The sequence below is a fragment of the Burkholderia sp. Bp9016 genome (assembly GCF_003857765.1).
Lineage (GTDB): Bacteria > Pseudomonadota > Gammaproteobacteria > Burkholderiales > Burkholderiaceae > Burkholderia.
In genome coordinates, this window is sequence record NZ_QTPY01000006.1 from 245,634 (window position 1) to 260,021 (window position 14,388).

15 protein-coding genes and 2 pseudogenes are annotated in these 14,388 nt (G+C 66.0%); 11 read left to right on the forward strand and 6 right to left on the reverse strand.

Annotated features, from left to right (window positions below):
- Positions 1 to 50 precede the first annotated feature (50 nt).
- From mmsB to DIE13_RS10215, 3 genes are read left to right on the forward strand one after another with little or no spacing between them, the layout of a single operon-like run.
- Complete coding sequence (gene mmsB / locus DIE13_RS10205; RefSeq protein WP_124827019.1) at positions 51 to 953, forward strand: 3-hydroxyisobutyrate dehydrogenase; 903 nt, start codon at positions 51 to 53, stop codon at positions 951 to 953.
- Complete coding sequence (locus DIE13_RS10210; protein WP_124827020.1) at positions 950 to 1,741, forward strand: enoyl-CoA hydratase; 792 nt, start codon at positions 950 to 952, stop codon at positions 1,739 to 1,741. The genes mmsB and DIE13_RS10210 overlap by 4 nt, the downstream gene beginning before the upstream one ends.
- Positions 1,738 to 2,877, forward strand: coding sequence for an enoyl-CoA hydratase/isomerase family protein (locus DIE13_RS10215; protein WP_124827021.1), 1,140 nt, complete (start codon positions 1,738 to 1,740; stop codon positions 2,875 to 2,877). The genes DIE13_RS10210 and DIE13_RS10215 overlap by 4 nt, the downstream gene beginning before the upstream one ends.
- Positions 2,878 to 2,938: 61 nt before the next feature.
- On the opposite strand, the gene DIE13_RS10220 is transcribed toward DIE13_RS10215, so the two are convergent.
- Complete coding sequence (locus DIE13_RS10220; protein ID WP_124827022.1) at positions 2,939 to 3,844, reverse strand: LysR family transcriptional regulator; 906 nt, start codon at positions 3,842 to 3,844, stop codon at positions 2,939 to 2,941.
- A 177-nt stretch (positions 3,845 to 4,021) separates the two neighbouring features.
- On the opposite strand from DIE13_RS10220, the gene DIE13_RS10225 reads away from it, so the two are divergent.
- On the forward strand, positions 4,022 to 5,560 hold the full coding sequence (locus tag DIE13_RS10225; protein ID WP_124827023.1) for an MFS transporter: 1,539 nt from the start codon (positions 4,022 to 4,024) through the stop codon (positions 5,558 to 5,560).
- A 425-nt stretch (positions 5,561 to 5,985) separates the two neighbouring features.
- On the opposite strand, the gene DIE13_RS10235 is transcribed toward DIE13_RS10225, so the two are convergent.
- Positions 5,986 to 6,837, reverse strand: a complete 852-nt coding sequence (locus tag DIE13_RS10235; protein ID WP_124827024.1) for an IS110 family transposase — start codon at positions 6,835 to 6,837, stop codon at positions 5,986 to 5,988.
- Positions 6,838 to 6,849: 12 nt separating this feature from the next.
- Here DIE13_RS10235 and DIE13_RS10240 point away from each other — a divergent pair, with 12 nt between their 5' ends.
- From DIE13_RS10240 to DIE13_RS33815, 3 genes and pseudogenes are all read left to right on the forward strand, one after another.
- Complete coding sequence (locus tag DIE13_RS10240) at positions 6,850 to 7,050, forward strand: transposase (RefSeq protein ID WP_124827025.1); 201 nt, start codon at positions 6,850 to 6,852, stop codon at positions 7,048 to 7,050.
- Positions 7,051 to 7,076: 26 nt separating this feature from the next.
- Positions 7,077 to 7,445, forward strand: coding sequence for an IS3 family transposase (locus DIE13_RS10245; RefSeq protein ID WP_175750819.1), 369 nt, complete (start codon positions 7,077 to 7,079; stop codon positions 7,443 to 7,445).
- A 9-nt stretch (positions 7,446 to 7,454) separates the two neighbouring features.
- A pseudogene (locus tag DIE13_RS33815) lies at positions 7,455 to 7,619 on the forward strand (integrase catalytic domain-containing protein); the annotation flags it as partial.
- A gap of 81 nt (positions 7,620 to 7,700) precedes the next feature.
- Here DIE13_RS33815 and DIE13_RS10255 read toward each other — a convergent pair.
- The 3 genes and pseudogenes from DIE13_RS10255 to DIE13_RS10265 all read right to left on the reverse strand — a co-directional run.
- A pseudogene (locus tag DIE13_RS10255) lies at positions 7,701 to 8,264 on the reverse strand (HD domain-containing protein); the annotation flags it as partial.
- 109 nt (positions 8,265 to 8,373) lie between these two features.
- Positions 8,374 to 8,931 carry a helix-turn-helix domain-containing protein gene (locus DIE13_RS10260; protein WP_124827027.1) on the reverse strand — a complete coding sequence of 186 codons (558 nt, stop codon included), beginning with the start codon at positions 8,929 to 8,931 and terminating at the stop codon, positions 8,374 to 8,376.
- A 62-nt stretch (positions 8,932 to 8,993) separates the two neighbouring features.
- Positions 8,994 to 9,641 carry a hypothetical protein gene (locus DIE13_RS10265; RefSeq protein ID WP_124827028.1) on the reverse strand — a complete coding sequence of 216 codons (648 nt, stop codon included), beginning with the start codon at positions 9,639 to 9,641 and terminating at the stop codon, positions 8,994 to 8,996.
- Between the two features lie 372 nt (positions 9,642 to 10,013).
- On the opposite strand from DIE13_RS10265, the gene DIE13_RS10270 reads away from it, so the two are divergent.
- The 3 genes from DIE13_RS10270 (at position 10,014) to DIE13_RS10280 (ending at position 12,952) form a co-directional block, all read left to right on the forward strand.
- Positions 10,014 to 11,417: an HdeD family acid-resistance protein gene (locus DIE13_RS10270; RefSeq protein ID WP_124827029.1), complete on the forward strand. Its 1,404-nt coding sequence runs from the start codon at positions 10,014 to 10,016 to the stop codon at positions 11,415 to 11,417.
- Positions 11,418 to 11,511: 94 nt separating this feature from the next.
- Positions 11,512 to 12,090: a hypothetical protein gene (locus DIE13_RS10275; RefSeq protein ID WP_124827030.1), complete on the forward strand. Its 579-nt coding sequence runs from the start codon at positions 11,512 to 11,514 to the stop codon at positions 12,088 to 12,090.
- 130 nt (positions 12,091 to 12,220) lie between these two features.
- Positions 12,221 to 12,952, forward strand: a complete 732-nt coding sequence (locus DIE13_RS10280) for a ribonuclease T2 (RefSeq protein WP_124827031.1) — start codon at positions 12,221 to 12,223, stop codon at positions 12,950 to 12,952.
- A gap of 55 nt (positions 12,953 to 13,007) precedes the next feature.
- Here the strand turns inward: DIE13_RS10280 and DIE13_RS10285 are convergent, their stop codons facing one another.
- A complete protein-coding gene (locus DIE13_RS10285; RefSeq protein WP_124827032.1) occupies positions 13,008 to 13,643 on the reverse strand; it encodes an isochorismatase family cysteine hydrolase in 636 nt (211 codons plus the stop codon).
- A 403-nt stretch (positions 13,644 to 14,046) separates the two neighbouring features.
- Here DIE13_RS10285 and DIE13_RS10290 point away from each other — a divergent pair.
- Positions 14,047 to 14,388, forward strand: a 342-nt coding sequence (locus DIE13_RS10290) for a transposase (RefSeq protein WP_185731198.1), incomplete at its 3' end; no start/stop codon positions are given.

Consider the following 14,388-nt stretch of genomic DNA (forward strand, 5'->3'; position numbering starts at 1 on the left):
ATCGGCGCGCCGCGCCGATCGTGCGCGAAGCATGGGATGGGAGACACGCAATGAAAATCGGTTTTATCGGTCTGGGCCACATGGGCGCGCCGATGGCGCTGAACCTGTTGAAGGCCGGTCATGAAGTGCATGCGTTCGACCTGAGTGCCGACGCATTGCGCGCGCTGCAGGACGCCGGCGCGCAGGTGGCCGCCTCGCCGCGCGACGCCGCGTCGGGCGCGGCGTTTGTAATCACGATGCTGCCGGCCGCACCGCACGTGCGCTCGGTGCTTGCCGGCGAGAACGGCGTGCTGGCCGGCCTCGGCGCCGGTGCGACCGTGATCGATTCGAGCACGATCGATCCGGCGAGCGCGCAGGCGTTCGGCGCGCTCGTGCGCGAGCACGGCGGCGCGTTCGTCGATGCACCTGTGTCGGGCGGCACCGGCGGTGCGGCGGCCGGCACGCTGACCTTCATGGTCGGCGGCAGCGACGTCGACTTCGAGCGCGTGAAGCCGGTGCTCGCCGGGATGGGCAAGAACATCGTCCATTGCGGCGCGACGGGGATGGGGCAGGTCGCGAAGGTCTGCAACAACCTCGTGCTCGGCATTTCGATGGCGGCCGTGTCGGAGGCGATGTCGCTCGGCGTCGCGCTCGGCATCGACCCGAAGGTGCTGGCCGGCATCGTCAACACGTCGACCGGCCGCTGCTGGAGCTCGGACACCTACAACCCGTATCCGGGCGTGATCGCCACGGCGCCGTCGTCGCGCGGCTACAGCGGCGGCTTCGGCACCGACCTGATGCTGAAGGATCTCGGCCTCGCGAACGATGCCGCGAAGCAGGCGCGCCAGCCCGTGTATCTCGGCGCGCTCGCGCAGCAGCTGTACCAGACGATGAGCAGCCGCGGCGACGGACAACTCGATTTCTCGGCGGTGATCCGCCTGTATCAACCGCCCACGAAGAAGGACGCCTCATGATCGAACTGGACTACGTCGACGACGGCGCGATTGCGTGCGCGACGCTCAAGCGTCCGCCCGCGAACGCCTTTACCGCCGACGGTCTGCGGCAGCTGCAGCAAACCGTCACCGAATTGAACGCGAACCCGCACGTGCGTGCGCTGGTGATCACCGGCGACGGCCCGAAGTTCTTCAGCGCCGGCGCCGACCTGAACACGTTCGCCGACGGCGACCGCGGGGTCGCGCGCGCGATGGCCGCGCGTTTCGGCGCGGCGTTCGAGGCGCTGCACGACGCGCGCGTCGTGACGATCGCGGCGATCAACGGCTATGCGATGGGCGGTGGTCTCGAATGCGCGCTCGCGTGCGACCTGCGCATCGCCGAGACGCATGCGCAGATGGCGCTGCCCGAGCCGTCGGTCGGCCTGCTGCCGTGCGGGCTTGGCACGCAGACGCTGCCCTGGCTCGTCGGCGAAGGCTGGGCGAAGAAGATCATCCTGGCCGGCACGCGCGTCGATGCGGCCACCGCGCTGCGGATCGGCCTCGTCGAGGACGTGGTCGAGAGCGGCGCGGCACGCGATGCGGCGCTGGCGCTTGCGCGCAACGTCGCGCGGCAGAGCCCGCACGCGGTGGCGTACAGCAAGGAGCTGATCGGTCTCGCGCGCCGCGGCGTGCCGCGCAGCGCGGCGCTTGCCGTCGAGCGCGAACGCTTCGTCGACCTGTTCGACACGAACGATCCGCGCGAAGGCGTGGCCGCGTTTCTCGGCAAGCGCGCGCCGCAATGGCATACCGATGAAGAGGCGCAACGATGAGCACGCCGGCCATGACTCATGACAGCTTCGCGCAACCGGCGCCGGAGGTGCTGTTTCGCGTGGTGAACCGCGTGGCGCTGATCACGCTGAACCGGCCGGCCGCGCTCAACGCGTTGTCGTATCCGATGATCGGCGAGCTGGCCGCGCTGCTCGAACGCTGCCGCACCGATGACCAGATCGTCGCGGTGGTGCTGCGCGGTGCGGGCGAGAAGGGCTTCTGCGCAGGCGGCGACGTGCGTGCGCTGTACAGGATGGTCACGCAGCGCGAGACCTGGCTGCCGTTCTTCGTCGACGAATACCGGCTCGACTACGCGATTCATACGTTCCCGAAGCCGGTCGTCGCGCTGATGGACGGCGTGACGATGGGCGGCGGGATGGGGCTCGCGCAGGGCGCTGCGCTGCGCGTTGCGACCGAGCGCAGCAAGATCGCGATGCCCGAGACGCGCATCGGCCTCGTGCCCGACGTCGGCGCGACGCATTTCCTGTCGCGCATGCCGGCCGAGCTCGAACTGTACGTGGGGCTGACGGGCGCGATGCTGTCGGGCGCCGACGCGCTGAGCGCGAAGCTCGCGGACCTGTGCGTGCCGTCGTCGTGGCTCGATACGTTCGAGACGCGCATCGAGAGCGTCAAATGGGACGGCGACGTGTTGCCGGCGCTGCGCAAGGTGTTCGAGCCGCCGTGCAACGTCGTGCCGCATGCGGCGCTCGATAGCCAGATGCCGTGGATCGTCCGTCACTTCGACAAGCGTTCGACCGTCGAGCGGATCGTTGCGACGCTGAAGCAGGATCTTGCGCGCGACGAGCTGTCGCGTGAGCATCGTCAATGGCTGCAGGCGACGCTCGATGCGCTCGCAGGCCACTCGCCGACGATGCTGTGCGTGACGCGCGAAGCGCTGCTGCGCGGCCGGCAGATGACGCTTGCCGAGTCGTTCCGGATGGAGCTCGGCATCGTTGCGCGCGCAATCGAGGAAGGCGACTTCTGCGAAGGCGTGCGTGCGCATCTCGTCGACAAGGATCGCAAGCCGCGCTGGGCGCCCGCGTCGCTCGTCGAATTGCGCGCCGAGCGCGTGCGGCATTTCCTGACGTCGCCGTGGAAGGTGTTCACGCATCCGCTCGCCGATCTCGGCGCGGCGTGATGACCCGACGCGCCCGCGCGGCGCGTCGGTTTCACCCTGTTTTCTTTCTTTGCATCGTCGGTCAGCGCTCGATCATCGGCGGCACCGCCTGCACGAGCGCGTCGATCACGCAGCGCGTCTTGCGTGGCAGATAGCGCGTTTTCGGCCAGATCGCATGAATGTCGCCTTCGCAGACGAAGCAGCGATCGAGCACGACGGCCATCTCGCCGCGCTTCACGTAATGGTCGAGCAGCCAGCTCGGCAGCCATGCGATCCCGAACCCCGATGCGCCGGCCGCCGCGATCGCCTGCACGTCGTCGAAACTCAGTTGATGCTGCATGTCGACACGCACCGTCGAGCCGTCCGGCGCGCGCAGGTCCCACGGCTGCGCGACGCCCGAGCGTGAATACGCGATCGTCCGGTGATGCCTCAGGTCGTCGAGCGTTTGCGGCATGCCGTAGCGCGCGAGATACGACGGCGCCGCACCGAGGCTGCCGTATTGCGTGCCGAGCCGCCGCACCGCGAGGCTTGTGCTGTCCGCGAGCGTGCCGATGCGCACCGCGAGATCGATCCCTTCCTCGACGAGATCCACGAAACGATCCGTGATCGACACGTCGATCCGCAGATGCGGATAGGTGCGTGCGAGGTCGAGCACGATCGGCGTCACGCAGTGGTGTCCGAATGCGAGCGGCACGCTCAGCCGCAGCTTGCCGCGCGCTTCGTTGCGGCCGCAATCGAGATCGGCTTCGGCCGCTTCTAGCTCCGCCAGCGCGCGCACGCAGCGGTCGTAGTACGCCTGGCCGTCGTCGGTCAGGCTCTGGCTGCGCGTCGTGCGCTGCAGCAGCCGTGCGCCCAGCCGCTTCTCGAGCCGTGCGATCGCCTTGCCGACCGCCGAGCGCGTCATGTCGAGCCGTTCGGCGGCAAGCGCGAAGCTGCCGGATTCCACGACCTGGACGAAAGTCGTCACGCCGTCGAGTCTGTCGGTCATGATGGTTGCGTTGATTGCGTCCTGTGATTCCCGAGTTTCGAGAAATCCAAGCATCAATGGGGAGAAGAATTCTCACTATAGTACCGATTCCCGTACCGCGTGCGTCGCCGGCCGCGCGCGGCGAATCCTTCTCACTTGGAGGCGCGCGGCCCGTTCCACGGCCGGCGCGCATGACGCATGACGCTATCCGACTCCCGCAGGAATGCGGTCGCACTGGCGGCCGTTTGTCTCACGTCGCTGATGTTCGGCCTCGAGATCTCGAGCGTGCCGGTGATCCTGCCGACGCTCGAACACGTGCTGCACGGCGACTTCAACGGCATGCAGTGGATCATGAACGCGTACACGATCGCGTGTACGACGGTGCTGATGGCGGCCGGCACGCTCGCCGACCGGTTCGGCCGCAAGCGCGTGTATGTGATCGGCACCGTGCTGTTCGGCGCGACATCGCTGCTGTGCGGGCTCGCGCCGAACGTGCCGGTGCTCGTCGCCGGCCGGCTGCTGCAGGGCGCGAGCGGCGGCGCGATGCTGATCTGCCAGATCGCGGTGCTGTCGCACCAGTTTCGCGAAGGGCGCGAGCGTGGCCGCGCATTCGGGATCTGGGGGATCGTGTTCGGGATCGGTCTCGGTTTCGGGCCGATCGTCGGCGGCGCGATCGTCGCGCTGGCGAACTGGCCGTGGGTGTTCCTCGTCCATGCGCCGCTCGCGGCCGTCGCGCTCGTGCTGATCGGTGGTGCCGTGCAGGAGTCGCGCGATCCGCATGCGGGCACGCTCGACGTCGCCGGCATCGTTACGCTGTCGCTCGCCGTGCTCGGGCTCGCGTTTTACATCACGCAAAGCGCGGAGTTGGGGCTCACGAGCGCGGCCGGCCTTGGCGTGCTCGGCGCGACCGGGCTCGCGGCGGCCGGGTTCGTCGTCGCGGAGCGCGTGAGCGCGCGGCCGATGTTCGACTTCTCCGTGTTCCGGATCCGCGCGTTCACCGGTGCGATCTTCGGTTCGATGGGGATGAACTTCAGTTTCTGGCCGTTCATAATCTACCTGCCGATCTGGTTTCAGGTCGCGCTCGGCTATGACAGCGTGACGGCCGGCCTCGCGCTGCTCGCGTATACGCTGCCGACGCTCGTCGCGCCGCCGTTCGGCGAACGGCTCGCGCTGCGCTACGGGCCGGGGGTCGTGATTCCGGGCGGCTTGTTCACGATCGCGGCCGGCTTCGCGCTGATGCGGATCGGCAGCGGTGTCGATCACGCGAGCTGGCTCACGATGCTGCCGGGCTGCGTGGTCGCCGGCATCGGGCTCGGGCTCACCAACACGCCGGTCACCAACACGACGACGGGCGCGGTGCCGAGCGCGCGGGCCGGTATGGCGTCCGGTATCGACATGAGCGCGCGGATGATTTCGCTCGCGCTGAACATCGCGGCGATGGGTTTCGTGCTGGTCGCGGGGATCGTCGCGAGCCTGAAGGCAGGCGTCGCGGGGGCGGTCGATGCGGCGGCGCTGCGCACGCTTGCGCAGGAGATCGCGGCGGGGCGCACCGACGGGCTGCAGGCGATCGCACCGGCGCTTGCAAAGGCCGATCCGGGCGGCACGGCGCTGCATGCGGCGCTCGTGCACGGGTTTGGTTGGGTGATGGTGTACGGCGCGGCCGGCGTGGCGTTGCTAGCGACCGCAAGTGCGGTGGCGTTCGCGCCGGCGCGGCGTGGGGCGACGGTGTGTGAATGATGGGGCAGGTGCGCGGTGACCTTACTCCTCTGAAGTATCCGACGGTAAAGTTAGTGGCAAGGCCGCAGGAGAACCCTTGTCATGAAGAAGTCGCGGTTCAGCGAAGAGTAGATTATCGGGGTGCTGAAGGAAGCCGACGCAGGCATGAAGGTCGCAGACCTGTGCTGCAAACACGGCATATCGGATGCGACGTTCTATATATATGGACTGCTCCCAATAGCAAACGGAATTGACAGCCACGGAAGTCGATTGCGTACATATATCCGGCGTCAGGGCAAAGCCCAGCGCCCAACTGGAGTTCCGCGCGTGCAGGCCTCAACAACGGGAAGACCTCGAGGGCCGTTATAAAAGTCAGGTTCCCTGCTCGCCGGATCGACCGGAGTGCCATTTGTCAATTCATCAACGCATCGTAGTGACGTCGGGAGCTACACTGCTTTCTGATACGACTGGCCGGTTGCAAGCATCGACCAGATGACACGGGCCATCTTGTTCGCGATCGCCACGATGGCTCGATTTGCGCATCGCCTGGCCTGCAACGTAAGAGCCCAGGTGTGCTTTCTGTCGTGTTTGGTCGGTGCGGTTCGGAGTACTGCGCGTGCACCGTGTATGAGTAAGGTCCGTAAGTGTCGGTCGCCTCGCTGGCAGGTCTCGCTGGCCTTGAACACTGCATCGATACGCCTGTCGAATCCGGTGATGCGTTTGTCCAGTTCGCGCAACTGGTCCATCAGATCGGCCAGTATCTCGCGCGCGAGTGGCGTTAGGGCGTTCGTGATGTCTGCGACGATGGCCGGAATCCCCCGGCGCGCATGCGTGATCGATTGCGCGAATACGATGCCTCGCTCTGCGAGAATGCCGCGCATCTGACTCACCAGCCCGGTCCGATTGCTCACGAGGCGACTACGAGCGCGGTGAAGACTTTGAACATCTTGTTGCTCGACGGACTTGATTGGCACGAACCGCATTGATGGTCGCTGCAATGCCTCGCAGATCGCCTCAGCATCGTTGCCGTCAGTCTTGTTGCCCTTCACGAAAGGTTTCACGAATTGCGGGCTGATGAGTTTTACCGTGTGGCCTTGCTGCTGAAACTGCCGTGCCCAATGATGGGCGCTTGAGCAGGCTTCCATCCCGATAGTGCATGGTGCAAGTCGAAGAACCAGTTCAGTCGGTTGGGCGTGGCCAACGCGACGTCGCAGCACAAGCGTGCCTGCGGCATCCACGCCGTGCAGTTGGAAGACATTCTTTGCAAGATCGATGGCAAGGAACCGAATGATTTCCATGACGATACTCCTATGAACGGTAACGTCAGCAGTTACGATACGCCTGCCGGAGCAGTCCATACCATTAACTGGCGTAGCCGTTACGGCGGCATGGATGTATCGGAAGCGCGACGATTGCGGCAACTAGAGGAGGAAAATCAGCGGCTCAAGCGGCTGGTGGCCGACCAAGCGCTGGACATCCAGGTTCTGAAGGACGTTCTCGGAAAAAAGTGAGTTCGCCCGCGCAGCGCCGAGAAGTCGTGCAACAGGTAATTGAACAACACGACTATTCGGAGCGCCGGGCGTGTGCGCTCATTGGCCTGAATCGCCGAACGTTCCGGCGGCCGGCGCCGCCTGACGCCGACCACGAAGTGCGGCAACGGCTGCGCGAGCTGGCACAGGAGAGGCCACGGTTTGGCTCGCCCCGCCTGCATGTCTTGCTACGTCGAGAGGGTCTGGTCCAGAACCACAAGCGCACTGAGCGGCTGTACCGCGCAGAAGGCCTATCGCTTCGCCTGAAGCGTGGAAAGAAACGCCCGAGTCATCTACGCGTGGTCATGCCGACGCCCAACGGCGCAGACGAAAGCTGGGCGATGGACTTTGTTGCTGACGCGCTGGTGCATGGCTGACGCATACGCATGTTGACGATCATCGACACGCGGAACCGCGAGTGCCCGCACATCGAGGTCGACTTCTCGCTAACGGGTGTACGCGTGGCGCGTGTGCTCGAGCAGTTGCGGCAACGAGGACGATGTCCCAATCTGATTCAGGTGGATAACAGGCCGGAGTTCGTCAGCAAGGCGCTCGATGCCTGGGCGCACGAACATGGCGTCAAGCTGCAGTTCATCCGTCCAGGCAAGCCGGTGGAAAACGCGCACATCGAAAGCGTCGATCCTGCTTCGGGTGTCCGCATCGACGATCGGGCGGATCGCCGCGAACAGCGGCGCGGCGTCGGTGTAGCACCGGCCGTAACCGAGATTGAACGCGTAGTCGAAGTCGGGCGGGTTGCTGCCCCGGTTGTGCTGCAGAATCGTTTCGAGCTTGTCGAGCGCCTTCGCCGCGCGCGCTTCTGGCGACGCGACGGCCTCGTATTCGTCCCACAGCGCGACGATCTCGTCGCGCAGCGCGCGATCGAGGGCGGCTGTCAGCGTCAGCAGGTCGTCGCGTTCCTGCGTGCTCTTGTCCGGATGAGCGGTCTGCTCGATCGCGGGGATGTCGCCGTGCAGCGCTTCGCCGAGGTCGTGCACGACGCACAGCTTCAGCAGTTTCAGCGTGTCGACGTTCGACAGCGCGTCGGCGAACGCGAGTGCCATCAGGCACAGCCGCCAGCTGTGCTCGGCCGTGCTTTCGGGACGGCCGGACGAAGTGTGGCCGCTGCGCAGCACGTCTTTCAAGCGTTCGGTTTCGCGCAGGAAATCGAGCCGCGCGTGGAGGGTGTCGAGGGTCATGGCCGAAGGATTGCTTGAATCGAGCCGCCAAGCGTACGCCGCGCGGACGCGATGCGTCCACGCATGAAATATGTGTGCCGAGTGCCGAGTGCCGCGGCAGGCGTGAGCGCTACAGTGTTTCGACGAGTCGCGCGGCGGAGCCGTCCGACAGCATCATCCGCGTCCACCGGCAGGTGCTGCCGCAGATCGGCACGACGCGCGACGCATTGGCGCCGGTCGCGAATTCGACGCTCGGCGGCCCGGCGCGATCGTGCCAGCCGAGCGGATCGAGCGTGGCCTCCATGCGGACGATCTCCGGCGACGCGTAGCGCCACAGCGACGTGCCGAGCAGCATCGACAGCGGCAGCGAGAACTCGGCCGCGCGCGACGGCGAGCACGCGAGCAGGCGGCGCGTGAGGTCGCAGACGAGATGCATGCGCCCCGTGCTGCCCGCGATGAGCCGCGCGAGCGCCTGATCACCCGCCGAATCGAGCCGCGCGGCAAGCAACTGCTCGGCGGTCGCGCGCTCGTCGGGCGACATCTGCTGGATGCCGGCTTCCCAGCGCGAGATCGTCGATTGCGCGACGCCGAACAGTTCGGCCGCATGGCTCTGCTTCACGCGGTGCAGCGCACGCCAGCGCTTCAACTGCGGGCCGAGCGGCGGGGTGTGAAGCGGCGAGGGCGTCATGGCGATGCTCCGGTTTGCGTGCGTGGTGCGCGTGCAGGCATGGCGGCCGTCGACGGTGGCCGTTACATGATCCGCAGGCCGCCGTTCGCCTGGATCGCGACGAACGCGATCGGCACGAGCACGATGCCGCCCAGCACGAGCACGCCGTCGGCGGCGACCGTAACCGGCGTCGCGAGGATCCGCAAGCCCATGCCGACTGCGGACGGCGATTCGGTGATGTACACGACATAGCGTTGATTGAAGGCCTGCGCCGTCTTGTCGTTGACCTTGTCCTTGGCGGCGAAGCCGTCGGTCGAGTAGCGCTTGCCGCTGATGTCGCCTTCCAGCACGAGACCGGCTTTCGCGACGGTGAAGCCGTCCGCGGCCGCGGCCTGTTGATCGTCCGACGACGCTTCCTTCGGCAACACGATCCGGTAGTGGCCCGTCACGCTGCTGCCGCTCGCGTGGAAGCCGGCAAACGCGGTGTGCAGCGCCTTTCGGTAGCCGGACATCAGCACGGGCCGCAGTGACGCCGGGAGATCGAAGATGTAGTGGTAATCCGTGCCGAGGACGACGAGCTTCTTGCCGTCTTCGGTGATCATGAAGGCGGATACCTGTTCGTGGTACTGGCTGTCCTTGTATAGCTTCGGCGTGAAACAGCCGGACAGCGGGAGGCAGGCCGAAGCCATGCCGGCGGCCAGCAGGCGCCGGCGCGTGATCGATATGCGCATTTCTTGTTGTCCCGTCTTTGCGGTTTGGAGCGGCTTTCGCCCTCGGAGCCGCGATTCTCGCGTATCCGGCGCGCGTTGTCGAACGGGAAATCTGCCGCGGCAGCGAACGGTGTGCGGCGCGAACTGCGGGTTCGGCCGTGTGCGCGGATGATCCGGGGCCGCGCCGGCATGGTTTTCGGCGGGCTTTCAACTGGCTCCTCCATATCTTATTATTCGGCCAGAGCGGCGCGCGCCGGCCGTGATCGGTCATGTCGACGCATGACGCGCCGGCAAGCATTGCCGCTTTTTGATTGCCGCGCCTTACGATGTGCGGTCGACAAGACACGGAACGCGTGACCAGCGCGTATCCCGAAAAGAACCTGAGAGGGTGCGATGGTCCGATTGGTCTTGCTGCTGCTGGGCATCGAATATCTGCGAACGCGCTGGCGCGGGCTGACCGTGCTGGGCTGGCTGTGGGTTGCCGCTGGCGTGGGTATCTTCGTCGATGCGCTCGACGGCGCGCTGCATTTTCCGATCGAGCTGTTCGCGTGGCTGTTCCTGATCGAGGGGCTTGCGACGCTCGCGGTGGCCGGCAGCGGCGTGGGCGGCCAGCGCATCCTGCGCTACGTGAAGGGCATCGTGGTGGTGGTGGCCGCCGGACTCGTGTTCGCGGGTCATCATCATGGCCACTTCCTGCTTTCGATGATTTTCGGCACGCTGTTCCTTGTCGACGGGGTGCTGCAATGCACCTCCGCATGGATGGTGCGTTACCGGCGCTGGAACGTCGCATTCGCATGGGGCGTCGTCGAGATCCTGCTCGCGATCTTCTTCTACCAGCCGTACCCGACCCACTATGCGGGCACTGTGCCGTACTGCCTCGGGCTGCTGCTGATGTTCGGCGGGATGCACATGCTGAGCCTCGCCGCGCGCGTGCGGCGGCTGACGCGCAACCCGGCGTTCGTCACGTCGCCCGCGCCGGCGATCGTGCCCGACATCGACGCCGCACCGGACATCCCGCGCTTCACGCAATCCGAATGGGATGGCCCGCCGGCCGATCACGAGCACGCGCTCACCGTGCACGTGTGGACGCCGACCGGCACATCGAAGGCCGAAGCGCAGCGCTATCCGGTGATCGACCGCTACATCGCGGCGGTGGACGTCAATGGCGTGATCTCGACCGGCCATGCGGCGCTCGAGTCGCCCGAGGGCATCTACATCAGCCTGTATCCGGCCGTCGAAATCGATCGTTCTCCGGACGAGTTCACGCGGATCCTGCGCGCGACGCGCGAGAACGACGTGCCCGGCCTGTTTCAGCCCGACTACGCGACCGAGTCGAAGGCGTGGTGCCCGTCGACCGTGCGCGTGCGAATCCGTAACTACGATCCGGCGAAGCTGGACGCGTTCTGGTCGTCGTATCGGCAGACGGTGACGTACAACCTCACGCACCGGAACTGCTCGAGCACCGTGTCGAACGCGCTCGAAGCCGCGCTGGATGGCGCGGTGTGGCGGCTCAAGGGCACGCGGGCCGGGTGGGGCGCGTTCGTGCGGCTGCTGCTCACGCCCGAGCTGTGGGTAGCCGCGCAGATCCGCAAGCGCGCGGTGACGATGGCATGGACGCCCGGGCTTACGCTCGACTATGCGCGCGCGCTCAGCATGCTGGCCGATCCGCGGCCGTTCGCGTGGTGGAAGGTCGCGCGCTCGGCCGTGAAGGCGATCATGGCGTCGCGCCGTGCGTGGCGCGAGCAGGACAGTGCGGCATTGTCGCCGGGCGGATCGGAAGCCGCGTCGATGAAATAATCACGTGGCGCCGGACGAGGGTCCGGCGCGACAGGGGCCGCCGTCGGGCGATTCGGCGCCGCGCCCGCCATCAGAACCTGCATGACGAACAACAATGATCACGACGAGCGCATTCCGCATCCTGATTCCCGTTTCCGTGGCGCTGGCGGGCGTCGGTCTCGCGCATGCGAGCGCCGACGAGGTGCCGCGCATGAGCGATGACGTTTACCGCACGTCGGTGTCGTTCTGCTCGAACGTCGCGGCCGACCAGAAGATCGAGTGCCAGGGCGACATGATCGCCGCAGGCAGCCGGATCGTCGCGGCGATCGGCGGCCTGCCGCCGTCTTCCGCCATCACGATCGACGAGGCTGCGCGCGGCAAGCTGCCAGCCGCGGAACGCAAAGGGCTCGCGCCCGTCGAGGCCGGCGCGATCGACAAGGACGATGACCTGGCCGGGCTGGCCGGCATGGTGCGGCTGTGCGACGTGTACGAATCCGAACCGGCGTCGCGCGCGCGGCATCACACCGCGCTCAAGCAGCAGGCGCCGGATGCGGCGCCGCGCGTCGAGGCACTGCTGGCCGATTCGTCGACGGCGGCGCGCCAGCGCGTGAGCATCGGCGTGTGGCAGATCCTCGCGCTCGAAGGCCCCGAGTCGGCCGCGCGTGCGTGCACGCAGCTCGGCAGCGGGTCGTGAGCGGCGGGCGAACGAACATATTTCGTTCATCTTCATATTGATGCCATCTGGCAGCGGCCACAATCGCGGGCAGCCATTCGACAATCTTGCGGCGCATCCTGCGACCGCAAGCCTTTTCCGAGGAAACGCCATGCTCAAGATGCTCGCCCGCGCCGCGGCCGCACTCGCCGTCGCATCCGCCTCGCTCCATGCCGCCGCTCAGACCAGCTACGACTACCTGCTGCTCGCGGCATCGTGGGAGCCCGGCTTCTGCGCGTCGCACGACACGCCGGAGTGCGCGAACCTCGCCGGCTCGTATGCGGCGACGAGCCTGTCGCTGCATGGCCTGTGGCCGAACAGGTACGACGGCAATCAGCCGTTCTACTGCGGCGTGCCGCAGAGCGACGTCGATCTCGACAACGGACACCAGTGGTGCAGCATGGATGCGTATCCGGTCAGCACCGCGACCCGCAACACGCTGTCGACGTACATGCCGGGCGTCGCATCGTGTCTCGACAAGCATGAATGGTTCAAGCACGGCACCTGTTCGAATTCGGCATCGCCCGATACGTACTGGAACCAGGCGACCGGCATGATCAGCCGGCTCGGCAACACGTCGTTCAACGCTTATCTTCAGGCGAACGCCGGCAAGACCGTGACGCGTAATCAACTGCTGTCTGCGTTCGAAGGCGCGTTCGGCAGCAATACGCGCAGTGCGGTGTCGCTGAAGTGCACGAAGACCAACGGCGTCAGTTACTTCACCGAAGCGTGGATCGCGGTGAAGACGAACGCGACCGCGCAGTTTCCGGGCGCGGCATCGCTCGTGACGGACGGCAATACGCAGGGGACGTGCCCGACGTCGGGCGTATATGTCGCGAAGTGATGCGGGATGCGCCGGCCGGAAAGGTTTAGGTCGGCGCAGCGCGGGCGTTATGTGGCTATGCGAGCAGCCGAAGTGCGTCCGCGAGTGAAAGCACCGTCGTGCGTGTCTCGAACGCGGTAGCGAACAGATGCTCGTGCACGACCTCGTCCGGGTCGTAGCAGCAGTCCTTCACCGTATAGAGCCGGAAATCGGCGTCGCTTGCATGCGCAACCGACGACAGCACGACACCGGTCGATGCGATCCCGACCAGGATCAGCGTGTCGATGCCCTGCGCGATGAGTCGCGGCTGCAGATCGGTGCGGAAGAACACGCTCGCGCGATGCGCGGCGATCAGCGGCTCGCTGTCCAGCCGTCCGAGCTCCGGGCACGGGCCGTCGTCGACGAACAGGCCGAGCTGTTTGATCCCCTGGCCGTTCTTGTTGCGCGGACTGACTTCCGGATAACCGGGGCTGAAGTGGAGATTCGCGAAACAGACGTGGACGCCGGCGGCGCGCGCCGCGTCGCACAGCTTGCGTGTGTTGGCGAGCAGGGTGGGGGCGGCTGACGGGAAGAGGCCGAGGATGTCGGTCTGGTAGTGCATCACGATCAATGCCGTCTGGGCCGGCACGATCGGTGGAAGCGGCGCGTGCGTGCGGCCGTCCGGGCCGGTGTGGTCGTTCGTTGCGGCATCTGAAGCGTGTTCCGGTTGCATGACTGATGCTCTCCCATGAGTCACTTCGGTGTTTTCAGAAAATCGATCGCTACGGATACGTCGTGAACCATTCCATTCGAGCGCCAACGTGCCGGGGCTCGGGCAATATAAACCGACATGTCATTGCGGGGGCGAGCAAGCGGGCGAGTGTCGGGTTGGCTTCGACGGGAGAGTTCGGACAAGAGCGGCCATTTCGCGATTACGAGTTTATACTCCCCGGCCCGGCAATCTGCGTGATACGACAAGGCCAAATGAAGGCAAGAGAATTGTTCATTGCTTCGCTAGGAGCGTTGGTGTTGATTCAACCTTCACCATCCTTCTCGAGCCTATCCGGTCTTTTGTGTGTGATGCATAAACTGACGGCCAAGGAGCCACTTTTATGCCACGCAAACGCAAGGAAGAAGTGACGATAGAACCGGGCAAGGGCTTGAACCTGGACCCGGAACTGATCAAGCAACTGGTGCCCGGAACGCTGGACCGGGCGACGATCAACGAGCAGCTCGCGGCGCTCAAGAAGGCGATCTTCGAGCGCGCACTGGGCGGCGAGTTGGCCCACCACCTCGGCTACGAGAAGGGCGAAGCCAAGCCGGCCGGCAGCACGAACCATCGCAACGGCACCAGCCGCAAGCGCATCGCGACCGATGACGACCTGCTCGACGTCGAGATTCCGCGCGACCGCGAAGGCACCTTCGATCCGGTGCTGATCGCCAAGGGCGAACGGCGCTTTACCGGCTTCGACGACAAG

Excerpts from the sequence above, each read along its gene's own strand:
- mmsB (WP_124827019.1), top strand. The coding sequence starts at position 51 with ATGAAAATCGGTTTTATCGGTCTGGGCCACATGGGCGCGCCGATGGCG.
- DIE13_RS10210 (WP_124827020.1), top strand. The coding sequence starts at position 950 with ATGATCGAACTGGACTACGTCGACGACGGCGCGATTGCGTGCGCGACG.
- DIE13_RS10215 (WP_124827021.1), top strand. The coding sequence starts at position 1,738 with ATGAGCACGCCGGCCATGACTCATGACAGCTTCGCGCAACCGGCGCCG.
- DIE13_RS10220 (WP_124827022.1), bottom strand. The coding sequence starts at position 3,844 with ATGACCGACAGACTCGACGGCGTGACGACTTTCGTCCAGGTCGTGGAA.
- DIE13_RS10225 (WP_124827023.1), top strand. The coding sequence starts at position 4,022 with ATGACGCTATCCGACTCCCGCAGGAATGCGGTCGCACTGGCGGCCGTT.
- DIE13_RS10235 (WP_124827024.1), bottom strand. The coding sequence starts at position 6,837 with ATGGAAATCATTCGGTTCCTTGCCATCGATCTTGCAAAGAATGTCTTC.
- DIE13_RS10240 (WP_124827025.1), top strand. The coding sequence starts at position 6,850 with ATGAACGGTAACGTCAGCAGTTACGATACGCCTGCCGGAGCAGTCCAT.
- DIE13_RS10260 (WP_124827027.1), bottom strand. The coding sequence starts at position 8,931 with ATGACGCCCTCGCCGCTTCACACCCCGCCGCTCGGCCCGCAGTTGAAG.
- DIE13_RS10265 (WP_124827028.1), bottom strand. The coding sequence starts at position 9,641 with ATGCGCATATCGATCACGCGCCGGCGCCTGCTGGCCGCCGGCATGGCT.
- DIE13_RS10270 (WP_124827029.1), top strand. The coding sequence starts at position 10,014 with ATGGTCCGATTGGTCTTGCTGCTGCTGGGCATCGAATATCTGCGAACG.
- DIE13_RS10275 (WP_124827030.1), top strand. The coding sequence starts at position 11,512 with ATGATCACGACGAGCGCATTCCGCATCCTGATTCCCGTTTCCGTGGCG.
- DIE13_RS10280 (WP_124827031.1), top strand. The coding sequence starts at position 12,221 with ATGCTCAAGATGCTCGCCCGCGCCGCGGCCGCACTCGCCGTCGCATCC.
- DIE13_RS10285 (WP_124827032.1), bottom strand. The coding sequence starts at position 13,643 with ATGCAACCGGAACACGCTTCAGATGCCGCAACGAACGACCACACCGGC.